The sequence below is a fragment of the Nocardia sp. NPDC003269 genome, from assembly GCF_042888005.1.
Taxonomy (GTDB): domain Bacteria; phylum Actinomycetota; class Actinomycetes; order Mycobacteriales; family Mycobacteriaceae; genus Nocardia.
Genome location: NZ_JBIAPA010000002.1, coordinates 164,238 through 180,074 on the forward strand (window position 1 = coordinate 164,238; position 15,837 = coordinate 180,074).

General features: G+C 71.2%; 15 protein-coding genes. 5 read left to right on the forward strand and 10 right to left on the reverse strand.

Annotated features, from left to right (window positions below; all coding sequences use genetic code 11):
* Nucleotides 1–2: 2 nt before the first annotated feature.
* Genes ACFYWJ_RS11465 through ACFYWJ_RS11475 form a run of 3 tightly spaced genes read right to left on the reverse strand, consistent with a single transcriptional unit; the run spans nucleotide 3 to nucleotide 2,469 of the window.
* Entirely contained in the window at nucleotides 3–785 is a 783-nt protein-coding gene (locus tag ACFYWJ_RS11465; protein WP_355276254.1) for an ABC transporter permease subunit, read from the reverse strand.
* Nucleotides 782–1,753 carry an ATP-binding cassette domain-containing protein gene (locus ACFYWJ_RS11470; protein WP_355276252.1) on the reverse strand — a complete coding sequence of 324 codons (972 nt, stop codon included), beginning with the start codon at nucleotides 1,751–1,753 and terminating at the stop codon, nucleotides 782–784. The genes ACFYWJ_RS11465 and ACFYWJ_RS11470 overlap by 4 nt, the downstream gene beginning before the upstream one ends.
* Nucleotides 1,750–2,469 carry a hypothetical protein gene (locus ACFYWJ_RS11475; protein ID WP_355276251.1) on the reverse strand — a complete coding sequence of 240 codons (720 nt, stop codon included), beginning with the start codon at nucleotides 2,467–2,469 and terminating at the stop codon, nucleotides 1,750–1,752. Before ACFYWJ_RS11475 ends, ACFYWJ_RS11470 begins: the two co-directional genes overlap by 4 nt.
* 157 nt (nucleotides 2,470–2,626) lie before the next feature.
* On the opposite strand from ACFYWJ_RS11475, the gene ACFYWJ_RS11480 reads away from it, so the two are divergent.
* Nucleotides 2,627–3,421, forward strand: a complete 795-nt coding sequence (locus ACFYWJ_RS11480; RefSeq protein WP_355276249.1) for an enoyl-CoA hydratase/isomerase family protein — start codon at nucleotides 2,627–2,629, stop codon at nucleotides 3,419–3,421.
* 82 nt (nucleotides 3,422–3,503) lie between these two features.
* Nucleotides 3,504–4,760, forward strand: coding sequence for an AMP-binding protein (locus tag ACFYWJ_RS11485; RefSeq protein WP_355276247.1), 1,257 nt, complete (start codon nucleotides 3,504–3,506; stop codon nucleotides 4,758–4,760).
* 1 nt (nucleotide 4,761) lies between these two features.
* On the opposite strand, the gene ACFYWJ_RS11490 is transcribed toward ACFYWJ_RS11485, so the two are convergent.
* Complete coding sequence (locus ACFYWJ_RS11490) at nucleotides 4,762–5,505, reverse strand: tyrosine-protein phosphatase (RefSeq protein ID WP_355276246.1); 744 nt, start codon at nucleotides 5,503–5,505, stop codon at nucleotides 4,762–4,764.
* Between the two features lie 398 nt (nucleotides 5,506–5,903).
* Here ACFYWJ_RS11490 and ACFYWJ_RS11495 point away from each other — a divergent pair, with 398 nt between their 5' ends.
* On the forward strand, nucleotides 5,904–6,383 hold the full coding sequence (locus ACFYWJ_RS11495) for a TetR family transcriptional regulator (protein ID WP_355276244.1): 480 nt from the start codon (nucleotides 5,904–5,906) through the stop codon (nucleotides 6,381–6,383).
* Between the two features lie 47 nt (nucleotides 6,384–6,430).
* On the forward strand, nucleotides 6,431–7,609 hold the full coding sequence (locus ACFYWJ_RS11500; protein ID WP_355276243.1) for an alanine racemase: 1,179 nt from the start codon (nucleotides 6,431–6,433) through the stop codon (nucleotides 7,607–7,609).
* Here ACFYWJ_RS11500 and ACFYWJ_RS11505 read toward each other — a convergent pair.
* On the reverse strand, nucleotides 7,594–8,229 hold the full coding sequence (locus tag ACFYWJ_RS11505) for a phosphoribosyltransferase family protein (protein ID WP_355276241.1): 636 nt from the start codon (nucleotides 8,227–8,229) through the stop codon (nucleotides 7,594–7,596). The genes ACFYWJ_RS11500 and ACFYWJ_RS11505 overlap by 16 nt on opposite strands.
* 11 nt (nucleotides 8,230–8,240) lie before the next feature.
* Nucleotides 8,241–9,110, reverse strand: coding sequence for a carbon-nitrogen hydrolase family protein (locus ACFYWJ_RS11510; protein ID WP_355276240.1), 870 nt, complete (start codon nucleotides 9,108–9,110; stop codon nucleotides 8,241–8,243).
* Between the two features lie 62 nt (nucleotides 9,111–9,172).
* Between ACFYWJ_RS11510 and ACFYWJ_RS11515 the strand changes: the two genes are divergently transcribed.
* The gene (locus ACFYWJ_RS11515; protein WP_355276238.1) at nucleotides 9,173–10,975 is read left to right on the forward strand and encodes a DEAD/DEAH box helicase; all 1,803 of its coding nucleotides are present in this window, start codon (nucleotides 9,173–9,175) and stop codon (nucleotides 10,973–10,975) included.
* A gap of 29 nt (nucleotides 10,976–11,004) precedes the next feature.
* Here the strand turns inward: ACFYWJ_RS11515 and ACFYWJ_RS11520 are convergent, their stop codons facing one another.
* The 4 genes from ACFYWJ_RS11520 to ACFYWJ_RS11535 form a co-directional block, all read right to left on the reverse strand.
* On the reverse strand, nucleotides 11,005–11,289 hold the full coding sequence (locus ACFYWJ_RS11520; protein ID WP_355276236.1) for a hypothetical protein: 285 nt from the start codon (nucleotides 11,287–11,289) through the stop codon (nucleotides 11,005–11,007).
* A 73-nt stretch (nucleotides 11,290–11,362) separates the two neighbouring features.
* Nucleotides 11,363–12,631 carry a protein kinase gene (locus ACFYWJ_RS11525; RefSeq protein ID WP_387163434.1) on the reverse strand — a complete coding sequence of 423 codons (1,269 nt, stop codon included), beginning with the start codon at nucleotides 12,629–12,631 and terminating at the stop codon, nucleotides 11,363–11,365.
* Complete coding sequence (locus tag ACFYWJ_RS11530) at nucleotides 12,607–14,436, reverse strand: protein kinase (protein ID WP_355276234.1); 1,830 nt, start codon at nucleotides 14,434–14,436, stop codon at nucleotides 12,607–12,609. The genes ACFYWJ_RS11525 and ACFYWJ_RS11530 overlap by 25 nt, the downstream gene beginning before the upstream one ends.
* Nucleotides 14,437–14,597: 161 nt before the next feature.
* The gene (locus tag ACFYWJ_RS11535) at nucleotides 14,598–15,764 is read right to left on the reverse strand and encodes a protein kinase (protein WP_355276233.1); all 1,167 of its coding nucleotides are present in this window, start codon (nucleotides 15,762–15,764) and stop codon (nucleotides 14,598–14,600) included.
* Nucleotides 15,765–15,837: the final 73 nt, after the last annotated feature.

Below are 15,837 nucleotides of genomic sequence, written 5' to 3' on the forward strand. Positions count from 1 at the left end.
GCCTACAGGTCGCGGGTGCGCAGGTCCCACCAGCCCGCGGCGCCGATCGCGGCCGTCCACAGCAACAGGACCACCAGGGCGGCGGGTGTCGGCGCGAAGACCTCGGCCTCGGCGAACGAGCCCGCGCTGACGCCCGCGACCGTGGCGGAGACCGGCAGCAGGGTGGCGAAGCCGCCCGCACCGAAGCCCTTGACCACCACCCAGATCAGCGGTTCCAGAATGAAAGCCCACCCCAGCACCAGCCAGACCGCGCCGCTGAACGTCCGCAGCAGCAGGCCGAGGCCCGCGCCGATCACCGCCCAGCACAGGGCGACCAGCAGACCGGCGCCGAGCACCTCCGTCAGCTGCCAGCCGAAGTCGAACTTGCCGCGACCGGCCACCAGCAGGGCCAGCAGGCTCACCACTTCGGCGGCCAGCGCCACGGCGAAGGCGAACGCCGCGGTGGCGGCGAACTTGGCGACGACCAGGCGGGTCCGGTCGGGCGCGAACAGCACGGTCAGCGCCATGGTCTTGCGCCGGTACTCCCCGCCGGTGGCGGCGATGCCGAGCAGGGCCGCCACCACGAACACCGCGGCCAGCCCGAGATACAGCCCGATAGTCGCGGCGCCGGTGGCGGGCTGACCCTTCGGATCGGCCGGCCCGGACATCAGCGCGGTGATCAGCGTGCCGACGAGCGCGAGCGCCACGGGTGCGGCGAGCAACAGCCGCGCTGGGCGCACGGCGACGACCTTGCGCGCCTCGGACTCGATGCCGGGCAGGAGATCGGCGGGCAGCACTGCGGTCATCGTGGCATCCCATACGAGGTCGGCGCCGGGGCGAACGCGGCGGGATTCGCGTGCGGCGCAGGCACGGTGTGCCGGTGGCCGCGGGGTTTGGTCAGCGAGGCGAGGACCCGGTCGGGATGGATCGGATCGGCGACGATGCTGCCGATCCGCACCTGCGCGGCCTCGGCGACCTCGCGGAGGGTGGCCTCGCTCGCCTCGGCGACGGCCAGCCTGCCGTCGGGCCGCATCACCGCGTCGGTGTAGCCCCGCGCCGCCAGCGCGGTGGCCAGCGCGATCGACGGCGAGGCGGCGACGACGAGCCGGTCCGGATGGCCGCGGCGCAGCTTGGCCGGGGTGCCCTGCCAGACGACAGCGCCCTCGCTCAGCACGACGAGCTGATCGGCCGTCGCCACCACATCGGCCAGTTTGTCGGTGCTGACCAGCGCCGTGCCGCCGCGGGCGGTGTGCCCGCGCAGCAGTTCGTGCAGCCAGCCGCGTTCCATGCCGTCGGCGCCGGTGAACGGGTCGTCGAGCACCAGCAGCGGGGGATCGGCCAGCAGCGCGGTACCCAGTGCCAGCCGGGTCTGCTGACCGGGCTGCAATCGCGCGATCGGGGTATCGGCGACCGTGGCCAGCCCGGTTTCGGCGAGCACCGCCGCGACCCGCCGCCGGGATGCCCCCGCGACCGGTGCGTAGCAGCGCAGATGATCGTGCACCGTGCGCGCCGGATGCAGGCCGCGCGGGCTCAGCACCGCGCCGACCGCGCCAGGACCGGTGCCCGGCACGTCGATCTCGACGGTGCCGGTGGTCGGCTGCTGCAAGCCGAGCACCATCCGCAGCACCGTCGACTTGCCCGCCCCGGTGGGACCGACGAGCGCGGTGACCGACCCGGCGGGCACCGCGAAGCCGACCTCGTGCACGGCGCTGACCAGCTCGAACTGCTTGCCGACACCGCGCAGTCGCACAGCGTCGCCGCGGCGCGCGCTCACTGGTTCTTCGCTATGGGGGCGTCGATCGCGGGCAGCGGATCGGCCTCGATGACCGGGTGCAGCGGGGACGGCCAGAACGCGGGCGCCGGCCCGAAAGCCTTGCGCGCGTTGTCGATCGTCACCTTGCCCAGCGCCCGGTTACCCGCGCCACCGATGGCGGCGCCGATGCCCGCGGGCAGGATCTTGCCCGCCATCAGCGCGGCGCGCTTGGTGATGAAGCGCTTGATGAACTGCTGCAGCAGCCGGTTGTTGATCGAGGCGATCCCCGGCACCTTGTTCGCCAGCGTGCCCGCCCAGTTCTTGGACGACGTGCCGAGCCCCTTCTGCACGATCGCCATGCCCGCGTCGCCGAGGACGACGGCGAGCACCAGCGCCCGGCGGGCCTCCTTGTCCTCCGGCTCGATGCCGTGGACATAGGCCCTGGCCAAGGTGAACAGGGCGGAGGCCTCCATGAAGAACGCGGTCTCCGCGCTGATCGCGCCGAGGGCGGCCAGCGTGCCGACGCCGGGCACCGCCGCGGTCGCGCCGACCGCCGCGCCGCTGCCGGTGACGGCTAGCAGATACTGCTTCTCCAGCCGCTCCACGAGCTGGGCCGGGCTCTCACCGGGATGACGCTCGCGGAGAAAGGCGACGTACTTGCGCACCGCGGGTGCCTGCAGCTTGGACCCCGTGTCGAGCACATCGACCACGGCCTTCTCGATCGCTTTGTTGAACACGGCGTTGTCCTCCTCATCGCCTGACGAAACGAACTGTAGGGCACCGCGGTCCCCGACAGCTCATCATGCCAACGAGCGCCGACACCCCGTCGGTTCCATGATGTGGGCGCGATCTCCGTGCTGGTCCTCGCGCGGGAGCTGGTTCTAGTCTGACCGGATGAGCGCAACGCAGCCGACCCGTTTGATCCGCGACTTCACCGCAGACGGTGCCGAGATCGCGACGATCACCATCGCCCACCCGCCGTTGAACCTGTTCGACCGCCGGCTCATCGACTCGCTGATCGCCGATATCGCCGCTGTGGGCAAGCAGCCGCCGCGCGCGGTGCTGATCCGGGCCGAGGGCAAGGTCGTCTCGGGTGGCGTCGACGTGAACATCTTCGACGGGCTCACCGTCGAGGAGGGCGCCCGCCTCTGGAACGACCTGTTCGCCCAGATCATCCACCCGATCGAGGCCCTGCCGTGCCCGGTGGTCTTCGCCGCGCACGGCCTCACCCTCACCGCGGCCTTCGAGATCGCGCTGGCCTGCGACTTCATCCTGGCCGCGCCCAAGGCCAAGTTCGGGCTGGTCGAGACGGTCGTCGGGCTGACGCCGTCGATGGGCGGCCCGCAGCGGCTGGCCGAACGCGCGGGCTCGGGCCGCGCCCGCGAGTTCGTGATGACCGGTGACCTCTACGACGCCGCCACGATGGCCGAGTGGGGCGTGGTCAACGCGGTGCACGACGATGTCGAGGCCGCGGCCGCGGCGCTGGTCGCGCGCCTGGCCGCCGGCCCGACCCGCGCGCACGCGGCGACCAAGCAGATCATCGAGGCGTGGCGTTCCGGCGGTGTGGCGCACGCGGATTCGGTGACGCCGGATATCTCGGGCGAGCTGTTCGCGACCGCCGACCTGCGCGGCGCGGTGCGCAGTTTCCTGGAGATCGGCCCGGGTAAGGCGACCTATCGCGGCGAATGAGCGCGCCGAGTGCCTGACAGCTGTGTGATCCACGTCATATAGTCACAGGTGCGGTGCTGCATCGACGTACGTGGAGGTCCGGATGGGTCAGAGCGAGCACGAGGGCGCGACCATCATCGAGTTCCCTGCCAACGGTGCGGCCGGGCGGCTGACCAGGGGGTCCGACGGGATCCTGCGCTACGGCGACCTCAGCCCGGCCCTCACCGAGCTGCTCGATCTGCGGGTGCACGCGTTCACCGGCCGGGAGGCGGTCGTCGAGGTGGGCGGGCCGCGGCTGACCTATCGCGAACTGTGGCACAGCGCCTCCCGGATCGCCGGCGGGCTGCAGGACCGGGGCATCGGCTACGGCGACCGCGTCGCGGTGCACATGCCGACGAGTGCCCGCTGGGTGCAGGCGTTCCTCGGTGCGCTGCTCTCCGGCGCGGTCCCGGTGCTGGTCCCCGATTCGCTGCCGGTCGCGGTGGCGCAGCGGGTGATCGCCGACAGCAGTGCCGACTTCGTGCTCGGTCCCGACGGCCCGCTGCCCGACAGCGCCGCCTATATCGATGACGGTGCGGCACTGGATGATCCGGCGCTGCTCTGTTACACCGGCACGGCCGCCCGGCGGCCGGTGCCGACCGGCGTCGAGCTGACCAACGAGAACCTGCTCTCGGCGGTGTCCTCGGTGATCGGCGCGCTCGACCTCCCCGCCGAGGGGCTGCGCAACCTGGTGCTGCTGCCGCTGGCGCACGCCAGCGGGTGTGTCGACCAGCTGCTGCCGACGTTCGCGGTCGGCGGCACGGTGGTGCTCGCGCCCGGTGCGCCCAGCCTCGCCGACGTGCTCGACACCGAGCGCATCGACACCGTCTCTGGCACCCCGCGCATCTTCGCCGGCCTGCTCCCCGAACTCGCCGCGCGCAGGGCGGGCGCGGGGGTGCGGCGGATCAGCAAGGCCTGTCACCGGTCCGAACGCGCCGCCGCGGCCGCCCCGGCCACGCTGACGGCGGCGCTGCGCGACCTGTTCCCGGCGGCCAGGCAGTGGTCGGTCTGGGGTGCGACGGAGACCAGCGGCATCGGCCTGATGGTCGACGACACCGACCTCGCCGAATCCGCGTCCACCCTCGGATTCGCTTTCGGCGGGACGGAATTGGCCCTGTCCGGGCCGCAGGCGAGCGCGGGCCGCGGCGAATTGCTGTGCCGCGGCCCGAATGTCAGCAGGCGCTACTGGAACGATCCCGACGCCTCGGTCGCCCGGTTCAGCGGAAGCTGGTTCCACACCGGCAATCTGGTGAGCATCGAGGACAACGGTCTGGTCCGCGCGGTGCTGCCGGTGCGGCAGCGCCGCGTCAGCGGGCTGTAGCTCAGCGCAGCCGGGTGCGCAGCGCCGCGCGCAGCTCGCCGGTGAGGCCGATCGCGCTCAGGTAGCCCTCGGTGTCGCCGTAGGTCTCGCGCACGGTGCGGTCGGCGGTGCGCAGGTATTCCTCGTGCACGCCGAGCAGGTCGGCCGACAGGGCCGCGCCGTCGGCGATCTTCGGCTCGAGCAGCCGCCGCAGCGGTTCGACGGCGGCGTTGCTGGCCAGGTAGTCGGTGTAGACGTCGTCCTCGGTGACGTCCACCGCGCGCAGCAGCGTGGCCACCGCCCAGCCGGTGCGGTCCTTGCCCGCCGCGCAGTGCACCAGCGCCGCGCCGTCGCCCTCGGCGACGGAGGTGGCCAGCCGGGTGATCGCGGCGTGCGCCTCCGGCATCACCGGGAACTGCCGGTAGACCTCGAGCATGTGGGTGCGCGCCGAGACGGTCTCGGCCTCGTGCGGCGGTGCCTCGCCCATCCGCGAGTCGAACGGGGTGACGTGCAGCCGGACGCCCGCGGGCAGGATGTCGTGGCCGATGTGGTCGATCTCGGCCAGGCCGCGCAGATCGTGCACATCGGTGACGCGCAGTCCGCGCAGGGTGTCGTGCCCTTTCGCGTCGAGACCGCTCAACTGGGCCGAGCGCAGCAGCACGCCGGGCCGGATCGTCGAACCGTCGGTGGTGCGCAGCCCGCCCACATCGCGGAAATTGAAGGTGCCGCTGAGGGCGAACTGATCGGCAGGAGGCGAAAGAGTCACCCGTCCAGGTTATCGACGGTTCCGCCGGACCCGCGATGGAGTTCGCGGATCCGACACGCACTGTGTTGTGTCCGTTTCGCCGGGTGCCACTGTGCCGTCGCCCACACGCACCGGGGCCTACCTGCGATGACTTGTACACTCGACCAGTACGCGGATGATGGCGTGGGGGTGGCGTCTGCGGTGAATGTGAACTATTCAAGCCGTATGGTCGGTTTTACAAAAGGTCGCATTCGGATAACAAAACAATCTTTCAGTCTGAAAAGGACGGCTGAATCAGTTCGTGAATCCAGAAAACCTTCTAAGATCGAGCTCGCTGGATAGGTTGATCCGTACCCGGTCGGTCTCTCCACTCGCTCGCATCGCCGCGGGCAGCGAAATTTGTTGCCGAGGAGTTGTCGTTGAGCGCCAGTCGTGAACTAACCGAGACATTGCTCCGGCCCGCCGTCTGCGAGGCCGTGGAGCACGCCGCCGCGAATTCGGACGCCACCGGCGTGCGGGCGCTGCGCATGTTGCTGCACGCGGGCATGAGTGCCTACTGGCCGCTGGTGAAGGCCGAGCCCGATCGTCAGATCGCCGCCTACGACGCCGCGTTGCAGACCCTGCGGCACCGGTGGTCGGACACCGGTGCCGCCATCGGTGATCCGACCGCGACCGCGCTGTTCCGGCAGATGGACGACGAGGCCATCGCCTTCCTCGGGCTGTGCGCCCGGCTCTCGGGTACGCAGTGGCTGGAGCCGCTCGACTCGGTCGCCACCTACATCGTCTCGGTGCTCTACGGCGCGGTGCTGCGCTGGCTCGCCGACGGCAACGACGAGACCACCCTGGTGGTCATCGACGACCTGGTCGGCTGCCTGACACTCAAGGCCGTCGAAGTCTGACCCCGCCGATACTGGACGACTGACCAAATAGGTGGTTCAGTAGTCGAGTGACCCAGACGACATCGCTGCACCATCTGCACGCGGCGACCGCCGAGCTCGATCCGCCGCTGGCCGCGGTCGACCTCGCCGCGCTCGACGCCAACGCCGCCGATCTGGTCCGCCGCGCGAACGGCGTCGCGGTCCGGGTCGCCAGCAAATCCGTGCGCTGCCGCGCCGTGCTCGAACGCGTGCTCGGCGACGGCCTCACCGCGCAGGGCGGCTTCGCCGGCATCATGGCCTATTCGCTGCGGGAGGCCATCTGGCTGGTTCGCCTCGGCGCCCGTGACGTCCTGCTCGGCTACCCGGTGGCCGACCGGGCCGCGCTGGCCGAACTCGCCGCGTCCCCCGAACTGCTGGCCGCGATCACCCTGATGATCGACGACGTCGCCCAGCTCGAACTCACCCGCGCCGCCCTCGGCACCGATCTGGTCCATCCCCGGATCTGCCTCGACGTCGACGCCGCCCTGCGGATCGGCCCGCTGCACCTGGGCACCCGGCGCTCCCCGGTGCGCAGCCCCGAGCAGGCCGCCGAGCTGGCCGCCGAGGCGCGCAGGCGTGGCTTCGACGTGGTCGGCGTGATGACCTACGAGGCCCAGATCGCCGGCCTGCCCGACACCAACCCCGCGGTGTGGGTGGTCAAGCGGTTGTCCGCCGCCGAGATCGGCCGCAGGCGCTCCCGGGTGCTCGACGCGGTGCGCATGGTCACCGGTCCGCTGGAGATCGTGAACAGCGGTGGCACCGGCTCGATCGAGGTCTCGATCACCGACCCTGAGGTCACCGAGGTGACCGCGGGGTCCGGGCTGTACGTGCCGACGCTGTTCGACCACTACCGCTCGTTCACCCCGCGCCCCGCGCTGTTCTTCGCGACCCCGGTGCTGCGCAAGCCCACCCCGAGCATCGCCACCGTCTTCGCGGGCGGCTACATCGCCTCCGGTCCCGCCGGCCCGAGCCGGGTGCCGCTGCCGGTGTGGCCCGCGGGCCTGAAGCTGCTCGGTGCCGAGGGCGCGGGCGAGGTGCAGACCCCGCTGGCCGGTGGCGCCGAGCTCGAGATCGGCGATCGCGTCTGGTTCCGGCACGCCAAGGCGGGCGAGCTGTGTGAGCGCTTCGACCGGATCCACCTGGTCGACGAGGCGGGCGCGCGCACCACCGTGCCGACCTACCGCGGCGAAGGTCAGTGCTTCGGCTGATCGGTGAGCAGCGCGCGGACCTCGTCGTCGGCGAGCTGGTGGAAGTCGCGATAGGCCATCCCGACCCCGCCCAGGTCGGCGGGCGTCCACAGGCAGACCAGCTCGTCGCACTCGCGGCGTACCCGCCGCGCGGCCTCGGGCGAGGACACCGGCATCGCGACGATGACCCGGTCCGGATGCCGGGCCCTGGCCACCCGGCACGCGGCCACCACGGTCGCCCCGGTCGCCATGCCGTCGTCGACGATCATCACCACCCGCCCGGCCAGGGGGACCGGGTCGCCGGTGCGCAGCTCGCGCTGCCTGCGCGCCAGTTCGATCCGCTCGGCCCGCTCGACCTCGTCGAAGGCCTCCTGCGTCACCCCGCTGCGTTCGATGACATCGCGGTTGACCACCAGCACGCCACCCTCGCCGAGCGCGCCCATCGCCAGTTCCGGCTGCCAGGGCAGGCCCAGCTTGCGGACCAGCAGGATGTCGAGTTCACCGTCGACGATCGCGCAGACCCCGGCTGCCACCGGAACACCACCGCGCGGCAGCCCGAGCACCAGTGGACGCGGGGCCCGCAGGTGCTCCAGGGCCTTGCCGAGGACGCGGCCCGCCGCTGCCCGATCGGGGTAGACCACGTCTGTTAACGCTACTCCGCGGCGGGCTCCGGCGATACGCGCTCGGTGATGGCGAACCGGCGCAGCGACAGGCTCGGATTGGCCGTGCGCACCCGGGCCAGATGCGCCGGGTCGATCGCGGCGGTGAGCACGCCGGGTTCGTCGCCGAGTTCGGCCAGCACCACGCCCGCCGGGTCGACGATCATCGACGCGCCGGCCCCGCGCGGCAGGCACTGGTCGGCGGCCGCCACGTAGATGGTGTTCTCGATCGCGCGGGCGCGCAGCAGCGTGGTCCACTGGTCGACCTTCGCCGGGCCGGGGATCCACTGCGCGGGCAGCAGCAACACCTGGGCGCCCGCCGCCGCGACACGCCGACATCCCTCCGGGAAACGCAGATCGAAACAGGTCTGCATGCCGAACATCACACCGTCGACGGTGAAGGTGGCCGGCGCGACGAGCGGACCGGCCTCGACCACGTCGGATTCCAGGTGCCCGAACGCGTCGTAGAGATGCACCTTCCGGTACACCGCAACACGCGCGCCGTCGGGCCCGTGGGCGACGAGGGTATTGCTGATCCGGGTCGCTTCCGGCGCCGTCCGCTCGACCACACCGGCGACCAGGTACACCCCGAATTCGGCTGCGAGCGCGCTCAGTCCGGTGGTGAACGGGCCGTCGAGCGGCTCGGCGATCGCCACCACCCGCTCGTCCAGCCGGGTCACCGCAAACATCGAGTATTCGGGGGCGAGGACCACCTTCGCGCCCGCCGCGGCGGCCGTGCGCAGGTGCTCGCGCAGGGCCGCGAGGTTGGCGGCCGGGTCGGTCCGGGGAGCGAATTGGACGACCGCGATCGGCACCGCGTCCGGTGCCGGTTCCTGATGCGCTGACCCGTTCTGCAGTTGCATAGGTCTCACCGTATTCACCCGGTGGCCGGGACAGCTACCGTCAGGCAGTAAACTCCTGGTCAATGAGTACCAATGAGGTCGACAGCGTTCCTGCCGACGACGACAGGCACGAAGACGGCCCGACCTTCGCCGATCTCGGGATCGATGACCGCGTCCTCGCGGCCATCGCCGATGTGGGCTACGAGTCGCCGTCCCCGATCCAGGCGGCGACCATCCCTCCGCTGCTCCAGGGCGCGGACGTGGTCGGCCTCGCGCAGACCGGTACCGGCAAGACCGCGGCCTTCGCGATCCCGATCCTGATGGGTCTGGACACCGCGCAGAAGAAGCCGAGCGCGCTGGTGCTCGCGCCGACGCGCGAGCTCGCCATCCAGGTCGCCGAGGCCTTCGGCAAGTACTCCGCGCACATCCCCGGCCTGCACGTGCTGCCCATCTACGGCGGCCAGAGCTACGGCGTGCAGCTGTCGGGTCTGCGCCGCGGCGCGCACGTGGTCGTCGGCACGCCCGGCCGCGTGATCGATCACCTGGAGAAGGGCACGCTCGACCTGTCGCAGCTGCGCTACCTGGTGCTCGACGAGGCCGACGAGATGCTCAAGATGGGCTTCCAGGAAGACGTGGAGCGCATCCTGCGCGATACGCCCAACGACAAGCAGGTCGCGCTGTTCTCGGCGACCATGCCGGGCGCGATCCGCAAGATCTCCAAGCAGTACCTGAACGACCCGGTCGAGATCACGGTCAAGTCCAAGACCCAGACCAACACCAACATCACCCAGCGCTACGTGCAGGTCTCGCACCAGCGCAAGCTCGACGCCCTCACCCGCGTGCTCGAGGTCGAGGACTTCGAGGCGATGATCATCTTCGTCCGCACCAAGCAGGCCACCGAGGAGCTCGCCGAGAAGCTGCGCTCGCGTGGTTTCTCCGCCGCGGCGATCAACGGCGACATCGCGCAGAACCAGCGTGAGCGCACCATCGGCCAGCTGAAGTCGGGCGCGCTCGACATCCTGGTCGCCACCGACGTGGCCGCCCGCGGTCTCGACGTGGAGCGCATCTCGCACGTGGTGAACTACGACATCCCGCACGACACCGAGTCCTACGTGCACCGCATCGGCCGCACCGGCCGCGCGGGCCGTTCGGGTCAGGCGCTGCTGTTCGTCGCGCCGCGCGAGCGGCATCTGCTCAAGTCGATCGAGCGCGCCACCCGGCACCCGCTGATCGAGATGCAGCTGCCCAGCGTCGACGACGTCAACGCGACCCGCGTGTCCAAGTTCGGCGACATGATCACCGAGAACCTGTCCTCGGACAATGTGGCGCTGTTCCGCAAGCTGATCGAGGACTACGAGGCCGAGCACAACACGCCGCTGGTCGACATCGCGGCGGCGCTGGCCGTCGGCGGATTCGACGGCGACAACTTCTTCATGGAGCCCGAGCCGGAGCCCGCCCCGCGCCCGCAGCGCGACCGGGACCGTGATCGGGAGCGCGCCCCGCGCCGCTTCGACGACGAGGACCGGGTCAACCGTGGCCCGTCGTTCTCCCGCGAGACCGGCCAGGAGCTGGCGACCTACCGGATCAGCGTCGGCAAGCGGCACCGCGTGGTGCCGGGCGCGATCGTCGGCGCCATCGCCAACGAGGGCGGGCTGCGTCGCAGCGACTTCGGGCACATCAGCATCCGGCCCGATTACAGCCTCGTCGAGCTGCCTGCCAACCTGCCGCACGAGACGCTGGAAGCCTTGCGCCGCACCAGGATCAGCGGCGTGCTGATCCAGCTGCAGCCCGATCAGGGCCCGCCCGCGCAGCGGCTGGCCTCGCGGGGTCCGCGCCGCGATCGCGACGCGCGGCCGCGGACCGAACGGCGCAAGCCGCGGTTCTGACGCCGGGGGCGCTCGCCGGACCGGCGAGGTCACACCCGTCGCAACTGCTCGACATGTCCGCGGGTAGCGCCCTGGTCGCCCGCGGCGCTGGTTAAGGTGTTTGCCGTCGGGTGTGCGTGAACACAGGAGGGCCGCGGTTGTTCGTGTCCGGTGATCGGGTGATCGGTGCCGTCGGCGATCTCGTGCGCGCGGCGGACTGTGAGTTCGCGCTGCTTCGCGCCCTCGACGCGGCCATCGGCAACCTCCCCGGCGCGCCGGACGCCGCGATCCCCGTCGTGCGTGCCGCCGAGGTGGCGCCGGAGTTGCTGCGGCACTTCGGCGACGCCCTGATCCGCGTCCCGTCGCCCGAACTCCCCGGCGCCACTCCCGCCGCCCGGATCGCCGCACTCACCGCCGCCGCCGAGGCGCTCCGGGCCCTCCCGGGTTCGGGATGCCCGGGGCGGACGGCTGCTGCGCGTCGGTCCATGCGGTCTGAGGGATACCCGGCGAGGACGACTGCTCCGCGCCGGGCCAGGACGGCTGCTGGATGCCGGGCGAGGACGGCTGCTGCGCGCCGGGCCATCCCGCCTGCGGAATCCCCGGAGAGGAGGACTGTTGTGCCTCAGGCCAGGTCGGCTGCGGGATGCCAGGCGAGGACGGCTGCCCGCCGCCCGGCCACGACGGATTGCCCACGCCGACAGCCGAGTTCGATCCGCCCGTCCCACTCGCGGCGATCGGCAACCCCGGCGCCGGGGTGAACGGCGAGTTCGGCGGATACGTCCTGGTCTGGGCCGAGGCCGGGAACCGCTGTCCCGAAAGGGGATCGGCCAGCGCCTGCCCGGCGGCCGCGGCGAACTCCGCGCAGGTGGCGAAACGCTCGTCCGGCCGCTTGGCCATGCCGCGGGCGATCACCGCGTCCAGTGCCGCGGGCAGCTCGGCACGCAGCGCGCTGGCGCGGGGCGGCGGCTGTTGCAGGTGGCCCTGGATCACCGTGACCGGGTTGCTCGCGTCGAACGGCGTTGTCCCGGTGAGCAGCCGGTACAGGGTGCAGGCCAGCGAGTACTGGTCGGCGCGGCCGTCCAGAGCGATGCCGGAGAGCTGTTCGGGCGAGGCGAAAGCCAGGGTGGCGGTGAAGGTGCCGGTCTGGGTGAGCTTGGCGGCGTTGTCGTCGTGCAGGCGCGCGATGCCGAAGTCGGTGAGGTAGACGCGTTCGGTGTCGTCGACCGGTTCGATCAGGATGTTCGCCGGTTTCACGTCGCGGTGTAGCACGCTGCGGCTGTGCGCGAAGTCCAGCGCCGCCGCGGTCTCGGCGACGATGCGCACCGCCCGCGCCGGATCGACCGGGGCGGGCAGCGAGGCCGCGTCGGCACCGTCGATGTAGCGCATCGAGATCCACAGCTGGTTGTTCTCGACGCCACGGTCGTAGACGGTGACGATGTTCGGATGTTCCAGCTGCGCGACCAGGTCGGCCTCGCGTTCGAACCTGGCCCGGATCTCGGTGTCGTCGAACAGTTCCCGGTTCAGCAGCTTCATCGCGGTGCGCCGGGGCAGGCGCGGATGCCGCGCCAGATACACCGAGCCCATGCCGCCGCGGCCGAGCAACCGCTCGATGGTGTATCCGGCGAAGACGTCGTCCCGGTCGAGCATCGACATCAGTTGAGCGGGGCCGAACGCCACCAGCGCAGCACCTCGTCGGCCTTGCCGTAGCCGTCGGTGAACATCAGGAACTGCGCGCGATCGGGGTCACCGGTGAACTGGGTGATGATCTTGTTCCCGTTGTCGGTGTACTTGTAGTTGGTGTACTGCTTGCCGCCGTTGGTATCCACCGACTTGGTGTTGGTCGGCAGGCCGCTGATCACCGCCTGCACGTCGGCGGCCGAGTTGTAGACATAGATCCGGTAGAACGGGTCGTTGCCGCCGCTGCCGCCGCCGTCGTAGCAGCGCCACTGCCAGGCCCAGGAGCCGAAATCGGGGTCACCGTCGTTGGGCGATGGCGTGTAGTTGGAATCGGTCTCCCAGCAGGAGGCCCCGTTGTAGCCGGTGTCGCCGTCGACGTTCGCGGGCACCATTCGGCCGAACTCGGCGCTGATCGCGTCGGCGTTCGGGGTGACGTGCTTGCCCGCCGACGCGCTGGTCGTCGTGGTGGAGCCGCCGCCCGAATCGTCGCCGCTGACCGCGATACCGATGCCGACCAGCAGCGCGAGTACAACGACCACGGCGACGACGATGCCGACGATCAGGCCGGTGTTCGACTTCGACGGCGGTCGCGGACCCTGCGGGTACTGGGCGAAGTTGTTCGTCGGCGGACGCGGCGGTCCGGGCGGCGTTGGGTACTGCGGCCGGGACTGCTGGGTGTACGGGTGCTGTGTCGCGGCACCACCGGTCAGCGGCGCGGGCGACTGGTTGGCCATCGGACCGGCCGTCATCGGACCCGCGGTCATCGGACCGGCCGTCATCGGGCCGCCGGTCATCGGGCCCGGCGCTGCGGTGCCCATCGGGCCGCCGGTCATCGGGCCCTGCCCGGCAAGCGGATACGGCGATCCGGTCTGCGGGATCGCGCCGCCGGTGGTCGGGCGCGGACCACCGGTCACCGGGATCGCGCCGCCCGTGGTCGGGCGCGGGCCGACGATCGGCAACGCGGGCGCGCTCGGGTTGTTGAGTGCGGTGATCGCGGCGTTCGCGAAGTCCGAACAGGAGTCGAAACGGTCGTCGGGCCGCTTGGCCATGGCCTTGGCCAGCACGCTGTCGAGGGCGTAGGACAGGCCGGGCCGCACGTTGCTCAGCGGCGGCGGCGGTTGCTGCAGATGGCCCTGGATGACCGCGGCCGGATTGGTTGCGGTGAACGGGCCCGACCCGGTGAACAGCCAGAACAGCGTGCAGGCCAGCGAGTACTGGTCGGAGCGATGGTCCAGCGCGGCGCCGGTCAGCTGCTCGGGCGAGGCGTAGGCCAGGGTCGCGGTGAAGGTGCCGGTCTGGGTGAGATGACCGGTGTCGTCGCGCAGCCGGGCGATGCCGAAGTCGGTGAGGTAGACCCGTTCGCCGCGGCCGGCGCCCGAGCGGGCGAGCAGGATGTTGGCCGGTTTCACGTCGCGGTGCAGCACACCCATGCCGTGCGCGTAGTCCAAGGCGTCGGCGGTCTCCTTGACGATCTGCAGCGCGCGGGCGGGCGGCAGCGTCTGTGGGTCCACCGAGGCGGCGTCGATGCCGTCGATGAACTGCATCGAGATCCACAACTGCTCGTCGTCGAGACCGCGGTCGTAGACGGTGACGATGTTCGGGTGATCCAGGCGCGAGACCAGGTCCGCCTCCCGTTCGAACCGCGCCCGCACCTCCTGATCGAAGAACATCTCGCGATTGAGCAACTTCAGTGCCGTCATCCGCGGCAGGCGCGGGTGCTTGGCCAGATAGACCGAACCCATGCCACCCCGGCCGAGCTGCCGTTCGATGACGTAGCCGGCGAAGACATCTCCGTTGGCCAGCATGTCTGCTCCACTTCCCGCCGTGCGCCGGGACCCACCAGCGCACGCGCGTACAGCAAGAAAGCCGCGGCCGGGTGGCCCGCCACGGGAAAATTCAACGAAACCTTAGCAGTCGGTGACCGCGCGGACGGTGGCCGACGAAGCGACCGACCAGGACGCCCCGATCACGGTGGTCGCCGTGGTTGTGGCGGCACGATGTAGCCGGGATGGTTACGGCCACCGGGGAAATCGATGGTGCCCGGCCGCTGGGTGCCGCGCCGCGGCGGGATGGCGGTGTTGCCGGTCGTCGGGCGCGGTGCGTGCGGATGCGGCTGCGCGGGTGTCGCCGGTCGCGGGACCTGTGTGTGCGGCTGGGCCGGCGTGGTCGGCGGCGCCTGACGATAGGGCTGCGGCGGCGTGGCCGGGCGCGAATACGGCTGCTGCGGATACGGTTCGCGGGCGCGCAGCACCACCCCGGTCGCCGTCTGCTGGTGCCGCTGGTGCTGCCACGGGCCGGGCACCGCGAACAGCGCGGCCCTGGCCGCCCCGGCGAACTCCGCGCAGCTGTCGTAGCGCGCCCCCGGCTGCTTGGCGGTGGCCCTGGCCAGCACGGTGTCCAGGGTCGACGGCAGATCGGGGCGCAGGCTGCGCAGCGGCGGCACCGGCTTGCTCATGTGCGCCTGGATCACCGCGGCCGGATTCGGGCCGGGGAACGGCACCGAACCGGTCAGCATCCAGAACAGGGTGCAGGCCAGCGAGTACTGGTCGGCGCGGTGATCCAGCGGCGCGCCGGCGAGATGCTCGGGCGCCGCGTAGGCCAGGGTGGCGGTGATACTGCCCGCCGAGGACAGCGTCGTCTCGCTGTCGCGCACGGCCGCGATGCCGAAATCGGTGAGTACCACCCGTTCCGGGCGTCCGATCGGCGGCTTGGCGAGCAGGATGTTGGCCGGTTTCACGTCCCGGTGCAGTACCCCGCTCGCGTGCGCGAAATCCAGCGCGGTCGCGGTCTCGGCGGCGATCTGCACCGCGCGGCCTGGCGTCAGCACGTTGACGTCGGCGGTCGCCACGTCGGTGCCCGCCACGAACTGCATGGAGATCCACAGCTGGTCGTCGTCGTTGCCGCGGTCGTAGACGTTGACGATGTTCGGGTGCTCGAGCTGGGCGACCAGGTCGGCCTCGCGTTCGAAACGGTGGCGGATCTCGTCGTCGGCGGACAGGTCGCGGCTGAGCAGCTTGAGCGCGGTGAGCCGGGGCAGGCGGGGGTGCCGGGCCAGGTAGACCACGCCCATCCCGCCGTAGCCGAGCACGCGCCGGATCGTGTACCCGGCGAACACGTCGCCTTTGCGCAACACCGCGAAGTCACCCCCTCCAGGGCAGAGCACCCGTCGAAATTCTACCGATGTATCTCCCGACGCCCCCGCTTCG

Coding starts and splice junctions, on each gene's coding strand:
- ACFYWJ_RS11530 (WP_355276234.1), bottom strand. CDS start 14,436: ATGCTGGCCAACGGAGATGTCTTCGCCGGCTACGTCATCGAACGGCAG.
- ACFYWJ_RS11465 (WP_355276254.1), bottom strand. CDS start 785: ATGACCGCAGTGCTGCCCGCCGATCTCCTGCCCGGCATCGAGTCCGAG.
- ACFYWJ_RS11510 (WP_355276240.1), bottom strand. CDS start 9,110: ATGCAACTGCAGAACGGGTCAGCGCATCAGGAACCGGCACCGGACGCG.
- ACFYWJ_RS11515 (WP_355276238.1), top strand. CDS start 9,173: ATGAGTACCAATGAGGTCGACAGCGTTCCTGCCGACGACGACAGGCAC.
- ACFYWJ_RS11480 (WP_355276249.1), top strand. CDS start 2,627: ATGAGCGCAACGCAGCCGACCCGTTTGATCCGCGACTTCACCGCAGAC.
- ACFYWJ_RS11485 (WP_355276247.1), top strand. CDS start 3,504: ATGGGTCAGAGCGAGCACGAGGGCGCGACCATCATCGAGTTCCCTGCC.